Below are 19197 nucleotides of genomic sequence, written 5' to 3'. Positions count from 1 at the left end.
GCCGGCGGCTTTCAGCGTTTGGGGAGGCCGGTTGTCTCGACGATGAAATCGGCGATGGAAGCCGTGTCGTCGAGGTGGAAGACCGGCAGGGCGCTGTCTTCAACCGCATGGTCAGCGGCGATCGCGACGATATGCGGATCGTTCGGAGCCAATGGTTCGCGGCTTTTGGATTCCAGACGGCGGAGTTCGATCTTCGGGATGGCCTCGCGCTTGTAGCCTTCGACGATAACGAGATCGCAGGGGATATCCGCGCAAGGATTTCGGCGAGCGTCGGTTCGGCCGCACCGCGCAATTCGTGCATGATGGCGAAGCGCGTGCCCGAGACGATCGTCACTTCCTCGGCGCCGGCTTCCCGGTGGCGGAAGGAATCGGCGCCCGGCTTGTCGATGTCGAAGTCATGATGGGCGTGCTTGATCGTCGACACGCGGTAGCCACGGGCAGTGAGTTCCGTCACCAGCCGGACGGTCAGGCCGGTCTTGCCGGAATTCTTCCAGCCGGAAATGCCGAAGACGGCCTGCGTCATTACAGGACCTCGGAGAACAGGTTTGCACGCGCAAGGTCTTCCGGCGTGTTGATGTTGAGGAAGGGATCGAGCGTGCCATGGGCGGTCTCGACCGGAGCAAAATCGACGGTCACCGTAGGGTGACGGGAAAGAAATCCGTTGATCCGCCGGTTCTCGTCTGTGGTGAGCCATGCCTCGAGATCGTCGGCGAGTGCGACGGGCCAGAGCGCGAATACCGGATGGTTGCGGCCGAGCGAGGATGCGACGACGATCGTGCGGGCGTCGGGCCTTGTGTCGAAGAGGCGTTCGGTAAGGTGGAGCGGTAAAAGAGGGCTGTCGCAGGGGACGGTGAGGAAATGGCGTGCCTCGGGCTCCGTTTCGCCGAAGTGGCGCATCCCGGTCAGGATGCCTGCAAGCGGGCCGAGTTGGCCGGGCGTCGTATCCGCAAGATAGCGCAAGCCCTCGAAACCCGGCAACGGCGTCGACGCATTGACTGCAACGCTCAAGACCTGCGGCTTCAACCGGCGCAGGACATGGCCGAGCACGGTGTCGCTGCCAAGCGCGAGAAGAGCCTTGTTGCTGCCCATCCGGCTCGACTTGCCGCCGGCGAGAATCAGGCCGGGCGGGGCGGAGGGGCTTGCCATGTGGTTCTCCTCAATGCGCAATCATTCAAACTCGGCTGTTAGCCGAGCTTGGTTAATGTCACAAGATGCGGACGCCTCAAGATCTCACGAAGCGCTTAGCCACTGGCGGGTGGCACGGCGGCGGTCTTGGCCGTATCGATGGCGCGCCGGCTTTCGCGATAGAAGGTGTAGAGGCCCGAACCGATGACGATCGCTGCGCCGATGAGGACGGAAATACCAGGGCGTTCGCCGAAGATGAGCACGCCGATGATCAAGGCCCAGATGAGGCTGGTATAACGGAATGGCGCGACGCAGGAGATCTCGCCTCCGCGCATGGCGATAATGACGGCCTGGTATCCGGCGAAGACTGCAATGGACGTCAAGGCAAGCATCAGCCAGCCGGTCCCGGAGATCGGCTGCCAGCCGCCCATCGGGACGATGAGCGCGAAGCCAACGACCATCACCACGAACGACGTGAAGAGGGTGATCGTCAGTGTCGGCACATCCGACGAAATACGGCGGGTGGTGAGGTCGCGGCAGGCGGTGAAGCAGATGGCCGCGACGGCGAACAGCGCGGCTGGCTGGAAACCTTCCGGGCCCGGACGGAGAATGAGAAGCACACCCAGAAAGCCGACGATAATGGCTGTCCAGCGCCGCCAGCCGACCGGCTCGCGGAAGACGAGGGCGGCGCCAAGGGTGACTGCCAGCGGCAACGACTGCATGATCGAGGCTGCGGCCGCAAATTCGATGCGGGCAAGGGCGGAAAAGAAGGTGAGGGTGGCCCCAAGTTCAAAAGCGGTGCGCAAGAGCACCAGTGGGTTAGCCAGCCATTTCAGCGACAAGCTGACGCCGAGCATTCGGGAGACGGAGAGGACCAGAAGAGTGGTCATGACACCGCGTACGGCCATGATCTGGGCGATGCTCAGATCTTGTGTCAGCAACTTCACCATCGCGTCGTTGCACGCGAAAGCCGCCATCGCGGACGCCATGAAGAGAGCGCCGCGGGTATTGTCCGATAGGGCCATGCTGTTTCCTCCCGAGATCGTCGTCATAAGCGATGGCGGTGACTGCCGCCAGTCGGAAAGCGGCCTTTCGGGTACGGATCGGCGGGCAATAGTCACTGCTCGCCTCTGATGCGCGTGCAATTAACACTTGTTCAACCGAATGTGGTGAAAGGTGCTCAAAAATGCTCTCGCATGAGGTTGGAGCCTAGCCGCTACGCATGGATGACATCCGTGGACTGCTGCGCGCCAATTGCGGGAACGAGCTTGTTTATCGATCGACTTCTTCAAAGCCGTAAAATCGTCACCAAAGTCCTTCTTTTCGTCATTCCGCTCGTGCTGCTGATCGCGGGTGTCGGGCTCGCGGGCTATTACACGGCCCGGACGCTGAACGGCCATATGACGGTGACGCGTGCGACGATCGAGAATATCGGTGATTTCGAGCGGCTGCAGGCGAGCCTGCAGGAGTTTTCCGTGGCGCCGGACGACAAGACGCTTTCCGCATTGAAGGCGGATATCGACAAGCAGGAAAGCGGTGTCGGCACGCTGAAGGGGTTGCTGACATCCGAGGGGGACAGTGCAAGGATCGCACCCGTCCTGGAACTCGCACCGGCCATGCGGGCGCATGTCGACGGGCTGTGGGCAATCAAGACCGCGCGGGACCAAACCGAAAGCCAGATGGATGCCGCAATGGCGGAGATCCAAACGATGGGCACCGCCGTCGAAAAGCAGGTGGGCACGCTGCGCAAGCAGACCGAAGGCAAGGAAAAGTTCGCCAAGGGCATGCTGCTCGAAGCCTTTGCCTACAACGCCATCGCAGGCCGAATCGCCAACCTGCGAGAAGCCATGCGTCGCGCGGAAAGCGACGACAGCGCAATCAATACCGCCAAGCTTTATATCGGCGCGCTCGATGAGGAATTCGCCAAGATCAAGGGCCTGATCTCCGAGAAGGCCGACAAGGCTTTCGTTCCGGCTCGCGAAGCTTCTGCCAATCTCTCCAAGGCGTTGGCGAGTGATGCGCCCGTCACAGAGAAGGGACAGGCAGCCCGCGTCGGTACCAGTGCCTTCATGCGCATCCAGGGCGATCTCGATGCGCTTTCCACCAAGAAGGCGGTGACGGCGGCTGAGCGTTTCGTCGGGTTGGAAGGCGACGTGAATGCGCAGCGCGAGCTTCTGGCGCAGACAGAGGATTCGCTTCGACGGATCGACGAGCTGCAGCTTCTCGTAGAGCGGCTGCGTGGCACGGTAACGGAGAATGCACGTGCGGCGCTTACTGAAAGCACCGCTGCGTTGCGTGCTGTTACGGCACGCGTTTCCGAGCTAGCCAAGAGCAACGTGACGATGGCGGAATTTGCCGGTAGGGCCGAGGTTCATCTAACCGTGCTCGACAATGCTGCTGCAAAGCTGCTCGGCATCGCCGGCGAATGGCAGAAGGCGCGTACTGCGGCAGCAGCAACGCTGACGACCGGGATGGCGGGCCTGAAGGATTTCGTCGCCCAGGCACAGGAAGTGGGCAAGGAAGACAGCGAGCGTTCGGCTTCGCTTTCCGTCGCGGCGATGGTGATCGGTACCGTGCTGGCGATCGCCGGCGGCCTGATGCTGGTCGAGACCCTGCGTGGTCCGCTGCGCCGCGTCACCGAAGTGATGCGCCGGCTGGCCGACGGTGATCTGGAAGTGGCGATCGAAGGCCGCGAGCGTCGTGACGAGATCGGCGACATGGTGCGGTCCGTCACCGTGTTCCGCGACGCCGCGAGGAAAATATCCGCCTGGAACAGGAAGCGGCTGCGGCTCGCGAGCTTTCCAGCGCCGAGGCCGAGCGCCGTGCTTCCGAACGGGCGCGTGTGGCGGCCGAACAGCAGCATGCTCTGACCGCGCTGTCGGGAGTGCTCGGCAGCCTTGCCGAAGGCGATCTTGCCGCCGGCATGGACGAAAACCTGCCGGCCGACTTCATCGAGATGGCCCGGACCTACAACCAGGCCGTCGAGGCTCTCCGGGCGACGCTGCTAGAGGTGCGCTCGGCAGCGCATGAGATCGATGGCGGTACGGCGAACCTCGCCGTTTCCGCCGACGACCTCGCACGCCGCACCGAACAGCAGGCTGCGGCGCTCGAGCAGAGTTCACGGGCGCTGCGTCATCTGAGCGAGGTCGTGCGCAGCACGGCGGGCAGCGCACAGCAGACGTCGCAGTCGGTCAACGAGACCGAAGCGTTTGCCGTGCGCTCGGGCGAGGTGGTCGCCCGTGCGGTCGACGCCATGGGCGAGATCAGCCGGTCGTCCGACAAGATCAGCCAGATCATCGGCGTGATCGACGAGATCGCCTTCCAGACCAACCTCCTAGCGCTGAATGCCGGGGTGGAAGCAGCCCGTGCGGGCGAGGCCGGCCGCGGCTTTGCGGTGGTAGCCCAGGAAGTGCGCGAACTGGCGCAGCGCTGCGCCGGGGCGGCCCGCGAAATCAAGCAGTTGATCTCGGCAAGCTCCACCCAGGTGGAAAGCGGTGTGCATCTGGTCGAACAGACCGGCGAGGCACTGTCGCAGATCATCTCCCATGTCTCGGATGTCCGCAAACTGGTGGCGCAGATCTCTTCCGCCGCGGCGGAACAGTCGACCGGCATTTCCGAAGTCACCCATGCGGTGCAGGAGGTGGAGCTGATCACCCAGCAGAATGCCGCCATGGTGGAGGAGAACAATGCCGAGATCCACGGTCTGCGCAATCGGGTAGAAGCGCTGACGACGAAGATCGAGCGTTTCCGGACTGCCAGCGGCCGCGACGCGGGCATGGGAGAGTACCGGCCGGGCCGGCACAGCAATGCTGCCTGACCGGATCTAGCGGACGTAAAGCGCCAGAACCTCATCAAGGAACCGGCGGCCGGTGGCCGTCAGTTCCGGTTTCAACCATGACGCCGCCATCGGCAACGATGGCGGCGTTGGCGTGACCGGGCGATAGCAGACGCCTGGGCGGGGCTGGCGCGACAGGCCGTGGGTGACGAAACCGATGCCGGTACCGGCCGCGACAAGCCCGGAGAGCGTGGTCATCGGGGTGACTTCCTGCACGACGTGCGGCGTTACGCCTTCCGACTGGAAGAGGGCGATCATCCGGTCATAAATGCTCGGGCCGACGGCGCGCGGTGCGATCAGCATCGGTTCGTCGGCAAGCGCCCTGATCGGTATTTCTTCGAATGCCGCGAGCGGATGGCTTTCGGGCAGAGCCAGTATCAATGGTTCATCGGGCAGGGAGCGGACCATCAGTTCCAGGTGACCGAGCGGTGGATGGAGGATCGCGAGATCGATCGTACCGGTGATCAGTGCCGTTTCCAGCGACGGCGAATTCATTTCGACCAGTTCCACTTCGACATCCGGATGGCGGCGGCGGAAGGCCTGCAGCGCTTCGGGCAGAAGGCCGTAGAAGGCGAGGACGGTGAAGCCAAGACGCAAGCGCCCGACTTCTCCACGGACGGCCCGCAATGCCTGTTCCTTCGCTATACGGGCATTGTCGATTGAGCGGCGTGCCGGTTCGAGAAAGGCCTTGCCGGCGGGAGTGAGGGCGACGCTGCGGCGGTCGCGGACGAAGAGATCGGTACCGATCTCATGCTCCAGGGCACGGATGCGCTGGCTGAGCGAGGGCTGGGTGAGATGCAGGCGCTCGGCCGCGCGGCGGAAATGCAGCTCCTCTGCGACGGCGACGAAGCAGGCCATAGCGCGGATATCCATCTCAGGCTCCTGATGCGATATGCCTATCACGGAATGGAATATTTCGATTGGATCGTGATCAGAGTGATCCCTATCCTTCGTGATGGCAAGGCGACGGCATGCGCGTGAGCACCGTCTACGCCTCTCTGCCCATGGATCGAAGGAGCCGGATCATGATGCCATCACATCTTTTTTCGACGACCGTGCTTGCTGCCTCGCTGGCACTGAGTGTCGTGCCTGGATCGGCGCAATCGCTTGATGCCCTTGCCGGGATTTCGGCGGGTAAGGTGGCGGTGATTTCCGACGGCGACTATGTCGCCCGCACCTATGCGGATGGTGTGCTGGCGCCTGACGAAGCGGGGCACCGCGATATGCTGACGGTGCTGTCCATCGTTGACGGGAAGGTGAGCCGGGAAACGTTGCCTATTTCGAATTCGGTGACGGCTGCGCCGGAAATACTGGAGCTGACGCCGGATGGACAAACGGCCTTCATCACTGAGCGGCTGGGAGAACGGCCGAACGGCGCGACGACCATGAGGGAATTGCCGCCGGGGAACCGGCTGTTTGCTGTCGATCTGTCCGACGGCGCCGATCCTGCGCTTGCCGATACGGCCGAGATCGGCATCCATCCCGAGGATTGGCGGTGAGCCCGGATGGAAACCGCGTGGCCGTCGTCTCCAATACGGCGCAGGAGAGCCTTTTGCAGATCGCCGAGTTCCGCGACGGAAAATTCGGTCCGGTGGCGCGGTTCAATCTGGCCGAACTTGGCGTAACGGGAACGGCTTCGGGGCCGCGCGCGGGCGTGACGGCAACCAATGTCCAGTGGCATCCCTCCGGGCGGTATCTGGCGGCGAATATCAACACGCAGGATCGTGTCGCCTTTTTCGAGGTGGCGGATGGTGACGATGGTCCTGCGCTGAAACTCTGGGGCAATATCGTGGAGACCGGGCGCGATCCGTTCGTCGGGCGATTTACCCCGGACTGGCGCCATTACCTGACTTCCAACTGGGGCCGGGATTTTGCCGCCACGACACTGGATGGGCGCATTCCAGATGCCGCCTCGACCATGAGTGTCATCCGGCTGGCCGATCCGGAGGCGCGGGAGGTCCGGCATGAGCGGCTCGGCAGCGTCGATACCGACATTTCCGCCGAGGGCATGGCGGTGAGCCCGGACGGGCGACTGGTCGCGACCTTCAATATGCGCGGGACGAGCTTTGCGCCGGGTACGCCGCGCTACAGCCGGGAGGCGGGTATTTCGCTGCTTGCCTTCGATCCGAAGACGGGGGCGCTCGAAAAGCTGTCGGACACGTCCTTCGAAGCGGTGCTGCCGGAAGGTGGAACGTTCGATCTTACCGGCGACCATGTGATTGCGACCTCATTCGAGGCGCAGCCGGATGCGGCACCGGGCGTGGGGGCAGGGCTTGCCGTGTTTCGGGTGGTGAAGGATGGAACGCCGAGGCTGGAACCGATCGGGCGCGTGCCGCTGCCGCACGGGGTGCATCACGTTGATGTGGCGCCCTAGGTTTACGATAGGATCCGAGCCATGGGGTTCCTGTGGCATAATCTGCTGGCCCCGAAAGCTGTATTCCGCTAGATCTTGCAACTGACAGGGGCGTCCGGCGAAAGCCGGGCTGAGAAGCACCCTTTGAACCTGAACCAGATCATGCTGGCGGAGGAGTCGTTCGGGTCTTCGCATTCTCATGTGGTGCCCTGCGTCCGCCTCCGTTCGAAAAGGAGGCGCAGATGGAAGTCGATCCAATTCATTCAAGTAACATCGAACCGATCGTAGCACCGGGACAATTGCTTGCGGCAATGCGGGCGAGAAATCCGTTGGTGCAGAACATCACGAATTTCGTCGCGATGAATATCGCCGCCAATGTCATGCTGGCCGTGGGAGCGTCGCCGGCTATGGTGCATGCGGCCGAGGAATCTGCCGAGTTCGCGGCCATCGCTTCGGCGCTGACGATCAATATCGGCACGATCTCGCCGGACTTCCTGGCAGGGATGCGGCAGGCGGCGCGCGCGGCCGGTGATAACGGCAGACCTTGGGTTCTGGATCCGGTGGCGCATTTCGCCACGTCCTATCGCCGTGCGGTTGTTGTCGAAATGCTGGAGCTCAAGCCGACGGTCATTCGCGGTAATGCGTCGGAGATCATTGCGCTGGCCGGCGAACGCGCCGGAGGCCGGGGCGTCGATGCCGGGGATAGCGTTAGCTCCGCGGAGCTTGCTGCGAAGGTCTTGGCGAAACATCATGGATGTGTGGTGGCCGTGACCGGCGAGCGTGATTTCGTGACCGACGGAAAACGCTCGGTGCATGTGGTCGGCGGCTCGGCATGGATGCCGAAGGTGACGGCGCTGGGTTGCTCGTTGACGGGCGTGGTCGGGGCGTTTGTTGCGACAATACCAGACCGGCAGTTCGATGCGACGGTGGCGGCTTTGTCTGTCTTCGCCGCTGCCGGAGAGAAGGCAGGAGAGCGCGCGGACGGGCCGGGCTCGTTTGCCGTGCGCTTCCTCGATGAGTTGGCGAAGCTGACGCCTGCCGAGTTGGATGCGGCAGGACGGGTGGTGCCGGCATGAGGCGCCTCGATCTTTCGCTTTATCTGGTGCTCGATCGCGATCTGTGCGGTTCGTGCGGCATGGTCGAGACGGCGCGGCTGGCTGTTTCCGGCGGCGTGACGATGGTGCAGCTGCGCGACAAGCTCGCGACCACGGAGGAAATGATCGTGATCGGGCGGGCGCTCAAGGAAGTGCTTGCCGGCACCGGCGTGCCGTTGATCGTCAACGACGATGTGGAGGCGGCGGTCGCGATCGGGACGGATGGCATCCATGTTGGTCAGGATGATCTGGAGGCGGCGAGCGTGCGTCGGCGGGTCGGGCCGAACATGATCCTTGGCCTCTCGGTCGAGACCGAGGACCTAGTACGGCGCGTCGATCCAGCCGTGGTGGACTATGTCGGTGTCGGGCCGGTCTTCGCCACGGCGACGAAGCCGGATCACAAGGCGCCGATCGGTTTTGAAGGACTGGCTCGGATCGTGGCTGCTGCGCCAGTGCCTGCGGTTGCGATCGGCGGGGTGAAGGGGAGCATGCCGGCGCCGTGCTCGCGGCCGGGGCGCAAGGCTTGGCGGTGGTGTCCGCGATCTGTGGTCAACCGGACCCGGTGGCGGCCGCAAGATCCATCGCAGGCGAAATCGAAAGGGTGCGCCGATGACGATCCGGAATGTTCTTTCCATCGCCGGTTCCGATCCCTCCGGCGGGGCCGGTATTCAGGCGGACCTCAAGGCATTTTCCGCCCGTGGTACCTACGGGATGGCGGCGCTGACAGCGCTGACCGCCCAGAACACGCGGGGCGTTATCGCCATACAGGCGCTGCCGCCGGATTTCGTCAGGGCCGAGATCGAAGCGGTCTTTGCTGATATCCGCGTCGATGCGGTGAAGATCGGGATGATCGCCAATGCGGAGATTGCCGAGGCCGTGGCCGACGTGCTGGGACCCTATGCCGAGACGATACCGATCGTGCTGGATCCTGTCATGGTCGCCAAGGGTGGTTCACCGCTATTGGCGCCGGATGCCAAGCAGGCAGTCATCGAGCGCCTGCTGCCGCTCGCCAGTCTGGTGACGCCCAACCTCCCGGAGACGGCGGCGCTGCTCGGGGAAGCGGAGGCGGTGACCCGCGAGGAGATGGCGGATCAGGCCAGACGGCTGCTTGAGCGCGGTCCGAAGGCTGTGCTGGTGAAGGGCGGTCATCTCGAAACTGCGGACAGTCCCGATGTGCTGGCGGAGGTTCGTGGGCTCACATGGCTGGAGGGCAAGCGGATCGCGACCAGCAATACCCATGGGACCGGCTGTACATTGTCGAGCGCAATTGCAGCCGAGCTTGCCAAAGGGGCTTCGATGGTTTCGGCCGTGACCACAGCGAAAGCCTATCTCGCAGAGGCCATCGCCGCAGCCGACAAGCTCGATGTCGGAAGCGGCCACGGGCCCGTGCATCACTTCGTTCAATTGTGGGAAAGCGAGGGTATCACCCGCCGGTGACGCTCATGTGGCGTGAGACGGCGGGGCGATTGTTGCGGTCGATGATGAAGTCGTGACCCTTCGGCTTGCGGCCGATCGCCTCGTCTATTGCGGATGACAGGTAATCGTTGCTCTCGGAAGCGCGCAGTGCCGTGCGGAGATCGGCGGCGTCGTTCTGGCCGAGGCACATGTAGAGCGTGCCGGTGCAGGTGAGACGAACGCGGTTGCAGCTCTCGCAGAAATTATGGGTCATCGGCGTGATGAAGCCGAGGCGACCGCCGGTTTCCTTTACCTCGACATAACGCGCCGGGCCGCCGGTCTTGTAGGGGATATCGGACAGGGCGAACTGCTGCTCAAGACCGTCGCGAACCTCAGACAGCGGCAGGTACTGGTCGGTGCGGTCCTCGTCGATCTCGCCCATCGGCATGGTCTCGATGAGAGTCAGGTCCATGCCGCGGCCATGGGCGAAGCGGAGCATGTCGGGGATTTCCAGATCGTTGAAGCCCTTCAGTGCTACGGCATTCAGCTTGATCTTGATCCCGGCCTTCTGGGCGGCGTCGATGCCGTCCATGACCTTGCGGAAATCGCCCCAGCGGGTGATCTGTTTGAATTTCGCCTCATCCAGCGTGTCGAGCGATACGTTGATGCGGCGAACGCCGTTGTCGTAGAGCTCCTGAGCGTAACGGGCAAGCTGCGAACCGTTGGTGGTCAGCGTCAGTTCGTCGAGGTCACCGGCCTCGATATGCTTGCCGAGCTTCTCGACGAGGAACATGATATTCTTGCGCACTAGAGGCTCGCCGCCGGTGAGGCGCAGCTTGCGCACGCCCTTGGCGATAAAGGCCGAACAGAGCCGGTCAAGTTCTTCGAGCGTCAAAAGGTCCTTCTTCGGCAGGAAGGTCATGTTTTCCGCCATGCAATAGGTGCAGCGGAAATCGCAGCGATCCGTCACCGAGACGCGCAGATAGGTCACCGCCCGGCCGAACGGATCGATCATCGGCCCCGGCATGGCTGCCAGCGGCTTTACAATGTCGATAGGTCCGGCAATCGTATTCACGGGGCAGTCTCCCTCATGGGCGCAAGTTGGGAATTCCGGGCGGCAGCGTCAAGGCCTGGGCCGCCGATCGGCGCAGTCCAAAACAGGTTGCAGCAGAAACGTCAAACCCATAATGCTCCGATATCATTTATAAAGCGAGACATGACGATGACCGATACCTGGCCGACGGAACTCAGGGTCTCCAAGGACCGGCATACCCTGACGGTGACATTTTCCGACGATTTCGCGGCTGCCATCCCGGCGGAGACGATGCGCGTTCTCTCGCCATCCGCAGAGGTTCAGGGGCATGGACCGGGCCAGAAGGTGACCGTTCCAGGCAAGCGTAACGTCGGCATCAAGGCCGTGGCGCCGGCCGGCAACTACGCGGTGCGCGTCGCCTTCGACGACGGCCATGACAGCGGAATCTTCACCTGGTCATATCTTCGCGAGCTTGGCGAAAAAGGCACCGATATGTTCGCCGAATACGAGCGCGAGCTTGCCGAGAAGGGCTTGAGTCGCGATGGTGTCACAAGAACGAGATAGGTGGCAGCGCCGATAATCGGCGTGGGCGATAACTGGGTTAAACAGACGAGAGGGTAGACGGGGTGGCGGCAGAAGCAGGTGGAAGCGAACTGGTCCAGGTAGTGGCCTTGCTGGGGGCAGGCGTCATTGCCGCGCCATTGTTCAAGCGGATCGGGCTCGGATCGGTTCTCGGCTATCTGGCCGCGGGCCTAGCGATCGGGCCGTTCGGGCTGAAGCTCGTGTCAGACCCGCAGGCAATTTTGCATATCGCCGAACTCGGCGTCGTCATGTTCCTCTTCATCATCGGGCTGGAAATGCAGCCTTCGCGGCTGTGGAACATGCGCAAGGACATTTTCGGTCTCGGCGCATTGCAGGTTGGCGCCTGTATCGTGCTGCTGATGGCCGTCGGTATGGGGTTCGGCCTGTCGGCACCGGTGGCCTTCGTTGCCGGCACGGGCTTCGTGCTGACTTCGACTGCGATCGTCATGCAGATGCTGCAGGAGCGCAACCATCTGCACACGCCGAAGGGGCAGCATATCGTGGCGATCCTGCTGTTCGAGGATCTGGCCATCGTGCCGCTGCTGGCGGTCGTGGCACTGCTTGCCTCCGATGGCGGGTCGGTTCCTTTGGCTGAGCGGCTGCAATCTGTCGGCATCGGTTTTGCGGCGCTGGTCGCGCTCGTCATTGCCGGTCGCTATCTGCTCAATCCGCTCTTTCGTCTGCTCGCCGTGTCCGGGGCGCGCGAGGTCATGACGGCGGCTGCATTGCTCGTCGTGCTCGGCTCGGCGCTCCTGATGGACCTGGCAGGTCTGTCCATGGCAATGGGCGCGTTCCTTGCGGGTGTGCTTCTGTCGGAATCGTCGTTCAGACATCAGTTGGAGGCCGATATCGAGCCCTTCCGCGGCATCCTGCTCGGCCTGTTCTTCCTCGGTGTCGGCATGGCCGTCGATCTCGCGGTGATCGCCGCCAACTGGCAGCATGTGATCCTAGCCGTCATCGCGTACATGATCGTCAAAGGCCTGGCGATCTACGGCGTGGCGCGGCTTATGGGGGCTGCACATCCCGAGAGCCTCGGCCGCGCTATCCTGATGGCGCAGGGCGGTGAATTCGCCTTCGTTCTCTACGCCGCCGCGGCGTCGGTCGGTATTATCGATGCCGATACGAATGCCGTACTCACCGCGACGATCGTGCTTTCCATGGCCGTCACGCCGCTGGTGGTCGCGATCTATGTACGGATGGCGCCGAAGCCGACGGTCGATACGAGCGGGCTGAACCAGCCCGAGAACATCGAGAATACCGTGCTGATGATCGGATTCGGCCGCTTCGGCCAGATCGTCAGCCAGCCTATGCTGGCCCGCGGCTATACGCTTTCGATCATCGACAAGGATGCAGAGTTCATCCGCGATATCGGCGATTTCGGCTTCAAGGTTTTCTACGGCGACGGATCGAGGCCCGAGATCCTGCACGCTGCCGGCGCAGCAACCGCCAGGGCGATCCTGATCTGCGTTGATGACAAGGAGGCGGCGGTCAGGATCGCCGAGATCGTCAAGGAAGAATATCCGATGGTCCCGGTTCTGGCGCGCGCCTATGACCGGGGCCACGCGATCGACCTGTTGAAGGCGGGCGTCGACTACCAGATCCGCGAGACCTACGAGATCGGCGCTCAATTTCGGCAGCGAGGTGCTGACGGTGCTCGGCGAGGAAGAGGAGCTTGCCGCTCAGATCATCGAGGAATTCCGCGAGACCGATCGCGAGCGGTTTGCGATGGAACAAGTGGGAGGCATCTATGCCGGTCGCTCGCTGATCAAGGGCAACGCGCAGCCGGCCGACGTCATCGCAGCAAGGACCGGGCGCGAACGCGAGCGTCGTGCGGCGGAGCAGGCCGCTGCCCAGGAGGCCGCAACATGAACGACATGTCTACCGGCATCATCACTTCGGTCGAGCAGCTGAAGGCCATCTATGACGGGGTATCGGAAGCGTCCGTCGCCAAGGTGACAACGACACTGACGGTCGAGTATCGCCAGATGATCGAGACGGCGCCCTTCGTGGCGCTGGCAACCGTTGGCCCCGAAGGGCTCGATTGCTCGCCACGCGGCGATCTCGGCGGCGTCGTCAGGGTGAAAGACGGCAAGACGCTGCTGCTGCCGGACTGGCGCGGGAACAATCGGGTGGACTCGCTGATCAATATCGTCCGCGATCCGCGGGTGGCGCTGATGTTCCTGATCCCGGGCTCCAATACGGCGATGCGCATCAATGGAACAGCGGTCGTCTCGGCGGAGCCGGGACTGCTGGACAGTTTCGAGATGGAGGGACGGCATCCGCGCACGGTAACCGTGATCACGGTCGGCGAGGCCTATTTTCAGTGCGCGCGGGCGCTGATGCGCTCGGAGCTCTGGAATGCCGAACGTTTTGTCGATCCGAAGGATCTGCCGACACCCGGGCAGCTCTTGAAGGCCGCCAAGGCGGATTTCGACCAGGAAACCTACGATCGCGAATGGGCCGGTCGCGCCGCCAAGACCATGTGGTGAGCGGCGGCTGACCTCTGGGTAAGTCTTACGACTTGTAGATCAGCCAGCTCTTGCCAACATAGTGGCTCTTCATGCTGTCTTCGAAGAAGACCGTGCGGTTGCGGCCGCTGTTCTTGGCGTAGTAAAGCGCGGCATCCGACTGGGCATAGAGCTCGCCCGGATCGGTCGCCTGGGCGGCCATGGAATAGCCGAGCGAAATCGTCACCGGTCCGTAATTGATGCCCGAACGGGTGTTGCGGAACGTGCGGGTTTCAAGCGCGCGGCGTACGCGTTCGCAGATGATCATGACTTCATCCGGCGTGTTGCCCTCGACCAGCAGCGCGAATTCCTCGCCGCCGGTACGGGCGACGAAGACATCCTTGCGGACATTGGCACGCAGGACAGATGCGACGGTTGCCAGGATCTTGTCGCCGACCGGATGGCCGAAGCTGTCGTTGATCTTCTTGAAATTGTCGATATCGGCCAGCACGAGCGCGGTGAGCGGCAGGGCGGTCGGATTGTCGTAGGCGAGCGCCAGACGCTCGTCGAAGGCACGGCGGTTGGAAAGCCGCGTCAGCGAATCGGTATTGGCGATGCGCTTGTATTCGTCGAGTTCGCGGCGGACCTGATCCATCTCGTGGGAGCGCTGAACCATGTCGTCCACGGTGCGCTCGCCGTGAGCCATCTTGTCGTCGGTCGCCTCGCTCAAGAGGCTGATCGCGCTGCGGATGATCTCGGACGAGAAGCTGTTCTTCGAATTGATGCGGGCAGCCGTCTCGCTGAGCAGCTTGCCGTAGCTTTCCAGGGAGTTTTGTTCCTGGCGCAGCAGCTTCAGAAGCGCGTCGAGCTCGGTCAGCAAGCGATCATTGGCCTTTTCGATGACCGCCGCATGGGGCGCGCCCATGTAGCGTTCGGAAATGGCGTCCAGATCTTCCTGCGTCGCCCGGCTGCCAAGGGCCGCCAGATCACGCGTCAGGTCCGGATTGGATCCGATATACGCTTCATAGAAGAGGTTATAGTTGCGCGGGATGGGAGAGACCCCCATCGACCTTACCGCCAGAATGATCTGCCCCATCAGATCACTCGGCTGCGCTTTCGGTGCAGATACCGTCGTCATCGACGACCCCCAGTTAAATCTCGGCACGTTAAGTTTGGTAAATTGATAGGTTAAAAATATTGGGAAACAATTAAGGCGTTCGTTTCGCTATGCCGCTTTGGATTGGGCCGGCGACGATCATTCTGAATTAAAATTATTTCTGTATTCAAGCACTTACGAGATTTTTTCACATTCATTATGCAAGCGGCTCGATGGCATTCAAGATTTTAGTGAAAAAATATTTGCGGTAATGAGAGGCCGCCAAGGCGCTTTTGGGTGCTTGGCGGCCACAATCTATAGTTCAGCGTTACTTCGGTCCGATCATGTTTTCAGGGCGGACATACTGGTCGAACTCCTCATTCGTCAGGTAACCGCCGCCAACAGCTTCCTCACGGAGCGTCGTGCCGTTCTTGTGGGCTGTCTTGGCGATCTTGGCGCAGGCGTCGTAGCCGAGCTTGGAATTGAGCGCGGTGACCAGCATGAGTGAGTTTTCGACACCCTTGCGGATGTTGTCCTCGCGGGCCTCGATGCCGACGACGCAATTGTCGGTGAAGGAGACGGCGGCGTCGCCGAGCAGCTGAACCGACTGCAGGAAGTTGTAGGCCATCATCGGATTGTAGACGTTGAGCTCGAAATGGCCCTGGCTGCCGGCGAAGGTGAGTGCCGCGTGATTGCCGAAGATGTGGGCGCAGACCTGAGTCAGAGCTTCCGACTGGGTCGGGTTGACCTTGCCCGGCATGATTGACGAGCCCGGTTCGTTTTCCGGCAGCGACAGTTCGCCGAGGCCGGCGCGCGGGCCGGAGCCGAGGAAGCGGATGTCGTTGGCGATCTTGAAGAGGGCGGCCGCCGCAGCGTTGATCGCGCCGTGCGAGAAGACCATGGAGTCGTGTGAAGCGAGCGCCTCGAACTTGTTCGGCGCCGTGACGAAGGGCAAGCCGGTGATCTTGGAGATCTCCTCGGCGACCTTCTCAGCGAAGCCAACCGGCGCATTCAGGCCCGTGCCGACAGCGGTGCCGCCCTGAGCAAGCTTGGACAGGGCAGGGATGGTCAGTTCGATGTTGGCGATCGCGGATGCGACCTGAGCGGCGTAGCCGGAGAATTCCTGGCCGAGGGTGAGCGGCGTTGCATCCTGGGTGTGGGTGCGGCCGATCTTGATGATGTGGCTGAAGGCCTTGACCTTGGCTTCCAGCGCCTGGTGCAGGTGCTTCAGCGACGGCAGGAGGTGGTGGTGGATCTGTTCGACGCAGGCGATGTGCATGGCCGTCGGATAGGTGTCGTTCGACGACTGGCTCATGTTGACGTGGTCGTTCGGATGCACGGGCTTTTGGAGCCCATGACGCCGCCGAGCACCTCGATCGCGCGGTTGGAGATCACTTCATTGGCGTTCATGTTCGACTGGGTGCCGGAACCGGTCTGCCAGACGACGAGCGGGAAATGATCGTTGAGCTTGCCATCAATGACTTCCTGAGCGGCATCGACGATGGCCTTGCCGACGGTGCCATCAAGGCCGGCGAGTTCCATGTTGGCGCGGGCGGCTGCCTGCTTGACGATGCCGAGGGCGCGAACGACAGCAAGTGGCTGTTTTTCCCAGCCGATCTTGAAGTTGCCCAGCGAGCGCTGAGCCTGGGCGCCCCAGTAACGGTCGCCTTCGACTTCGATCGGACCAAACGTATCGGTTTCGGTGCGGGTGGATGCCATGTTCGCTGCCTTTTCTCCCTGGTGCTGCTGCCGGGCGGCACGTCCACAAACGCAGCTGGGGCGCAAACTCCTCCGGCGCGCGCATTACTATACGAATGCCTGAGGTCCGCAAGCCGGAAGCGGCCGTTTTTGCGATCGATCCCCCCGTGTCGTTTTTGACACGTCTCGTCGTTTTATCGACGCGCTATATTGTGGTTGAAGGCTCGCTATCGGCATTTGTCAGTAAAAAATTAACCAATAAATTCTTAACCTTCTCCGTGTTCGGCGCATCGCGCTTCGGGGTTTCAGAAAACCCAGAAGTGATTGCCCATTTCCTTTCCATCCCTCACGCGATCGGGTAGATGGCGTGTTACTGAAGTCGACGCCGCGAACGAGACGCGGGCTTATGGTCACGGGGACTACATTGCAGCACACATCAAAAAAGACGACGCTCGCGCTCGCGCTCCTGTCGGGCTTTTCCATCTTCGCTGGCGCGACGGCGCCTGCCCACGCGATCAGTCTTCGGGACCTGCTTATGGGCGGCCCGGGCAAGCGTGATGGCGGGTCCCTGGCGGGACGTGGCCGCGAGGAGGCGATGCCGAGCGAAGGTGCGCTTGCCGATCCCGAGCCGCTGCCCAAGGTTTCCGGTCCGCGCTACTATACCTACAAGGCAGATGCGCAGCGCATGGTGAAGACGGCTGGTTTTGCTGCCGCCGAGCCGCTGCGGTCGATCGCCGAAGCCAAGGTTTCGTCGCCGAGCGATATTGCCCAGGCGCTCGAGAGCTATTACGCAACCGCGAGCCAGCCGATCTGGGTTTCGCCGGACGATATCAATGAAAAGGCGAGGGCGGTGCTTGCACTGTTCGAGCGCGCTGCCGACTACGGTCTCGATCCGGCAGACTACATGCTGACGGCTCCCACGCTGACGACGGCAAGCGTCGAGCCCGCTACTGTCTCGGGTGAGACTGCTGCTGCCGCCCCTGAGGCGGATGCAGTCGCGGCCGAGGCTGCCGCACCGGATGTCCCGAATGCGCCTGAAGCAACGCCGGTTGTCGCTTCCGAAACGCCGGCGGTTGGCGCCGAACAGGCTGCCGCTCCGGTGGTGGACGCTGCCCCGGTGCAGAATGCCGCCGAGAACTCCACGCCGGCTCAGCCGGAAGCGCCTGTAGCCGCGCAGCCCGAAGTGCAGTCCGCTGCTGCCATCGCACGCCAGCAGGAACTGATGCAGTTCGAGCTCGCCCTGTCACAGAAGGCACTGCTTTTTGCGCAGGACATGGTTCGTGGTCGCGTCGATCCCAACCGCATCTCCGGCTATCACGACCTGAAGCGCAAGACCGTCGATCTGCCGGCCACGCTTGCCGCCATCTCGCAGGGTGCTGAGGCTGCGGCCTATCTCGAAGGTCTCGCGCCGAAGAGCGGCAACTTCGCTGCGCTGAAAAATGAACTCGCGAAGCTGAAGGCCGAAGCGGCCAATGCGGGTGACGAGATCGTGCTGCCGGATAGCCTGCTGCTCAAGCCCGGCAATACCAGCGCCGACCTGCCGCAGATCGTGGCCGTGATCGAAAAGAAGGGTTCGGAAGCGCTGAAGACCGAGCATGCCGCGACACTGGCCGGCTATCAGAAGACCCCGGAATATACGCCGGAACTGGTCGAACTGGTGAAGTCGTACCAGAGCGAAGTCGGCCTGAAGGCCGATGGCGTCATCGGCGCCGCGACACTGCGCAAGATGACCGGTCATACGTCGCAGGACAAGATCGAGAAGCTTGTCGTAGCCATGGAGCAGGCACGCTGGATGCCGGATGATCTCGGTCAGCGTTACGTCTTCATCAACCAGCCGGCCTACCGGGTCTATTACCACGACCACGGCGCCGAGCAGTTCTCGATGCGTGTGGTGATCGGTTCGAAGGCACACCAGACCTTCTTCTTCAACGATCAGATCCAGACGGTCGAGTTCAACCCCTATTGGGGCGTGCCGCAGTCGATCATCATCAACGAGATGCTGCCGAAGCTTCGCCAGGACCCGAGCTATCTCGATCGCACGGGCTATGAAGTGGCCGTCAACGGCCGGGTCATGCCGTCGTCCAGCGTCAACTGGTTCGGTTCGACGAGCAACATTTCCGTCCGCCAGCCGCCGTCGAGCGACAATGCGCTGGGTGACCTGAAGATCCTGTTCCCGAATGCCCATGCGATCTACATGCATGACACGCCCTCGAAGAGCTTCTTCCAGCGCGACATGCGTGCTCTGAGCCACGGCTGCGTGCGCCTTGCCGAACCGCGCAAGATGGCTGCCGCTGTTCTGGGCGTGAGTGAGGGCGATGTCGATGCTGAGATCGCCGCCGGCAAGAACGTCGCGGAAAAGGTGACCGCCAACATCCCGGTCTACGTGTCCTACTTCACGGCATGGCCGAACAAGGATGGCGCGGTCGAGTATTTCGACGATGTGTATGATCGCGATACGGCTGTCGAGAAGGCATTCGACACCACGACCAAGGCGCGTTCGGCACGCAGCTGACGCATAGGCAAGACAAGCGTTGGAGAG

13 protein-coding genes, 5 pseudogenes and 1 riboswitch are annotated in these 19197 nt (G+C 62.4%); of the genes and pseudogenes, 11 read left to right on the top strand and 7 right to left on the bottom strand.

Annotated elements, in window-relative coordinates; all coding sequences use genetic code 11:
- Window positions 1–11: 11 nt before the first annotated feature.
- From mobB to N7E02_RS26630, 3 genes and pseudogenes are all read right to left on the bottom strand, one after another.
- Window positions 12–523, bottom strand: a pseudogene (gene mobB / locus N7E02_RS26640) (molybdopterin-guanine dinucleotide biosynthesis protein B).
- On the bottom strand, window positions 523–1146 hold the full coding sequence (gene mobA / locus N7E02_RS26635) for a molybdenum cofactor guanylyltransferase MobA (protein ID WP_286580770.1): 624 nt from the start codon (window positions 1144–1146) through the stop codon (window positions 523–525). Before mobA ends, mobB begins: the two are co-directional and overlap by 1 nt.
- A 95-nt stretch (window positions 1147–1241) precedes the next feature.
- Window positions 1242–2150, bottom strand: coding sequence for a DMT family transporter (locus N7E02_RS26630; RefSeq protein WP_286580768.1), 909 nt, complete (start codon window positions 2148–2150; stop codon window positions 1242–1244).
- A gap of 201 nt (window positions 2151–2351) precedes the next feature.
- Between N7E02_RS26630 and N7E02_RS30250 the strand changes: the two are divergent.
- Window positions 2352–4942 (top strand): annotated as a pseudogene (locus tag N7E02_RS30250) (methyl-accepting chemotaxis protein).
- Between the two features lie 6 nt (window positions 4943–4948).
- Here N7E02_RS30250 and N7E02_RS26620 read toward each other — a convergent pair.
- Window positions 4949–5833 (bottom strand): LysR family transcriptional regulator, encoded by an 885-nt coding sequence (locus N7E02_RS26620; RefSeq protein ID WP_286580766.1) that lies wholly within the window; start codon window positions 5831–5833, stop codon window positions 4949–4951.
- A gap of 152 nt (window positions 5834–5985) precedes the next feature.
- On the opposite strand from N7E02_RS26620, the gene N7E02_RS26615 reads away from it, so the two are divergent.
- The 5 genes and pseudogenes from N7E02_RS26615 (at window position 5986) to thiD (ending at window position 9844) form a co-directional block, all read left to right on the top strand.
- On the top strand, window positions 5986–6459 hold the full coding sequence (locus tag N7E02_RS26615; protein WP_286580765.1) for a hypothetical protein: 474 nt from the start codon (window positions 5986–5988) through the stop codon (window positions 6457–6459).
- Window positions 6456–7334 (top strand): lactonase family protein, encoded by an 879-nt coding sequence (locus N7E02_RS26610; RefSeq protein WP_286580764.1) that lies wholly within the window; start codon window positions 6456–6458, stop codon window positions 7332–7334. The genes N7E02_RS26615 and N7E02_RS26610 overlap by 4 nt, the downstream gene beginning before the upstream one ends.
- Before the next feature lie 76 nt (window positions 7335–7410).
- Window positions 7411–7506, top strand: a riboswitch (TPP riboswitch).
- 79 nt (window positions 7507–7585) lie between these two features.
- On the top strand, window positions 7586–8389 hold the full coding sequence (gene thiM / locus N7E02_RS26605) for a hydroxyethylthiazole kinase (protein WP_374730749.1): 804 nt from the start codon (window positions 7586–7588) through the stop codon (window positions 8387–8389).
- A pseudogene (gene thiE / locus N7E02_RS26600) lies at window positions 8386–9020 on the top strand (thiamine phosphate synthase). Before thiM ends, thiE begins: the two are co-directional and overlap by 4 nt.
- On the top strand, window positions 9017–9844 hold the full coding sequence (gene thiD, locus N7E02_RS26595) for a bifunctional hydroxymethylpyrimidine kinase/phosphomethylpyrimidine kinase (RefSeq protein ID WP_286580760.1): 828 nt from the start codon (window positions 9017–9019) through the stop codon (window positions 9842–9844). Before thiE ends, thiD begins: the two are co-directional and overlap by 4 nt.
- Here thiD and moaA read toward each other — a convergent pair.
- The gene (moaA, locus tag N7E02_RS26590) at window positions 9831–10829 is read right to left on the bottom strand and encodes a GTP 3',8-cyclase MoaA (RefSeq protein ID WP_286584055.1); all 999 of its coding nucleotides are present in this window, start codon (window positions 10827–10829) and stop codon (window positions 9831–9833) included. The genes thiD and moaA overlap by 14 nt on opposite strands.
- Window positions 10830–11024: 195 nt before the next feature.
- On the opposite strand from moaA, the gene N7E02_RS26585 reads away from it, so the two are divergent.
- From N7E02_RS26585 to N7E02_RS26575, 3 genes and pseudogenes are all read left to right on the top strand, one after another.
- Window positions 11025–11399 carry a gamma-butyrobetaine hydroxylase family protein gene (locus tag N7E02_RS26585; protein WP_286580757.1) on the top strand — a complete coding sequence of 125 codons (375 nt, stop codon included), beginning with the start codon at window positions 11025–11027 and terminating at the stop codon, window positions 11397–11399.
- 62 nt (window positions 11400–11461) lie between these two features.
- Window positions 11462–13286: pseudogene (locus N7E02_RS26580) on the top strand (monovalent cation:proton antiporter-2 (CPA2) family protein).
- Window positions 13283–13906, top strand: a complete 624-nt coding sequence (locus tag N7E02_RS26575) for a pyridoxamine 5'-phosphate oxidase family protein (protein WP_353622854.1) — start codon at window positions 13283–13285, stop codon at window positions 13904–13906. Before N7E02_RS26580 ends, N7E02_RS26575 begins: the two are co-directional and overlap by 4 nt.
- A gap of 25 nt (window positions 13907–13931) precedes the next feature.
- Here N7E02_RS26575 and N7E02_RS26570 read toward each other — a convergent pair whose 3' ends face one another.
- Together N7E02_RS26570 and fumC are read right to left on the bottom strand one after the other, a co-directional pair.
- A complete protein-coding gene (locus N7E02_RS26570; RefSeq protein WP_286580756.1) occupies window positions 13932–15002 on the bottom strand; it encodes a GGDEF domain-containing protein in 1071 nt (356 codons plus the stop codon).
- A 286-nt stretch (window positions 15003–15288) separates the two neighbouring features.
- A pseudogene (fumC, locus tag N7E02_RS26565) lies at window positions 15289–16679 on the bottom strand (class II fumarate hydratase).
- A 95-nt stretch (window positions 16680–16774) separates the two neighbouring features.
- Here fumC and N7E02_RS26560 point away from each other — a divergent pair.
- Entirely contained in the window at window positions 16775–17020 is a 246-nt protein-coding gene (locus N7E02_RS26560; RefSeq protein ID WP_286580754.1) for a hypothetical protein, read from the top strand.
- Between the two features lie 323 nt (window positions 17021–17343).
- Entirely contained in the window at window positions 17344–19170 is a 1827-nt protein-coding gene (locus N7E02_RS26555; protein ID WP_374730748.1) for a L,D-transpeptidase family protein, read from the top strand.
- Window positions 19171–19197: the final 27 nt, after the last annotated feature.

This window comes from Terrirhizobium terrae (assembly GCF_030323265.1).
GTDB lineage: Bacteria > Pseudomonadota > Alphaproteobacteria > Rhizobiales > Rhizobiaceae > Neorhizobium.
The sequence above is the reverse complement of the archived record's forward strand: the minus strand, read 5'-3'. Positions and strand labels throughout refer to the sequence as shown.

What these genes read in the sequence shown, in the direction of transcription:
- mobA (WP_286580770.1), bottom strand. Translation starts at nt 1,146, where the DNA reads ATGGCAAGCCCCTCCGCCCCGCCCGGCCTGATTCTCGCCGGCGGCAAG.
- N7E02_RS26630 (WP_286580768.1), bottom strand. Translation starts at nt 2,150, where the DNA reads ATGGCCCTATCGGACAATACCCGCGGCGCTCTCTTCATGGCGTCCGCG.
- N7E02_RS26620 (WP_286580766.1), bottom strand. Translation starts at nt 5,833, where the DNA reads ATGGATATCCGCGCTATGGCCTGCTTCGTCGCCGTCGCAGAGGAGCTG.
- N7E02_RS26615 (WP_286580765.1), top strand. Translation starts at nt 5,986, where the DNA reads ATGATGCCATCACATCTTTTTTCGACGACCGTGCTTGCTGCCTCGCTG.
- thiD (WP_286580760.1), top strand. Translation starts at nt 9,017, where the DNA reads ATGACGATCCGGAATGTTCTTTCCATCGCCGGTTCCGATCCCTCCGGC.
- moaA (WP_286584055.1), bottom strand. Translation starts at nt 10,829, where the DNA reads ATGCCGGGGCCGATGATCGATCCGTTCGGCCGGGCGGTGACCTATCTG.
- N7E02_RS26585 (WP_286580757.1), top strand. Translation starts at nt 11,025, where the DNA reads ATGACCGATACCTGGCCGACGGAACTCAGGGTCTCCAAGGACCGGCAT.
- N7E02_RS26575 (WP_353622854.1), top strand. Translation starts at nt 13,283, where the DNA reads ATGAACGACATGTCTACCGGCATCATCACTTCGGTCGAGCAGCTGAAG.
- N7E02_RS26570 (WP_286580756.1), bottom strand. Translation starts at nt 15,002, where the DNA reads ATGACGACGGTATCTGCACCGAAAGCGCAGCCGAGTGATCTGATGGGG.
- N7E02_RS26560 (WP_286580754.1), top strand. Translation starts at nt 16,775, where the DNA reads ATGCCTGAGGTCCGCAAGCCGGAAGCGGCCGTTTTTGCGATCGATCCC.
- N7E02_RS26555 (WP_374730748.1), top strand. Translation starts at nt 17,344, where the DNA reads ATGGTGAAGACGGCTGGTTTTGCTGCCGCCGAGCCGCTGCGGTCGATC.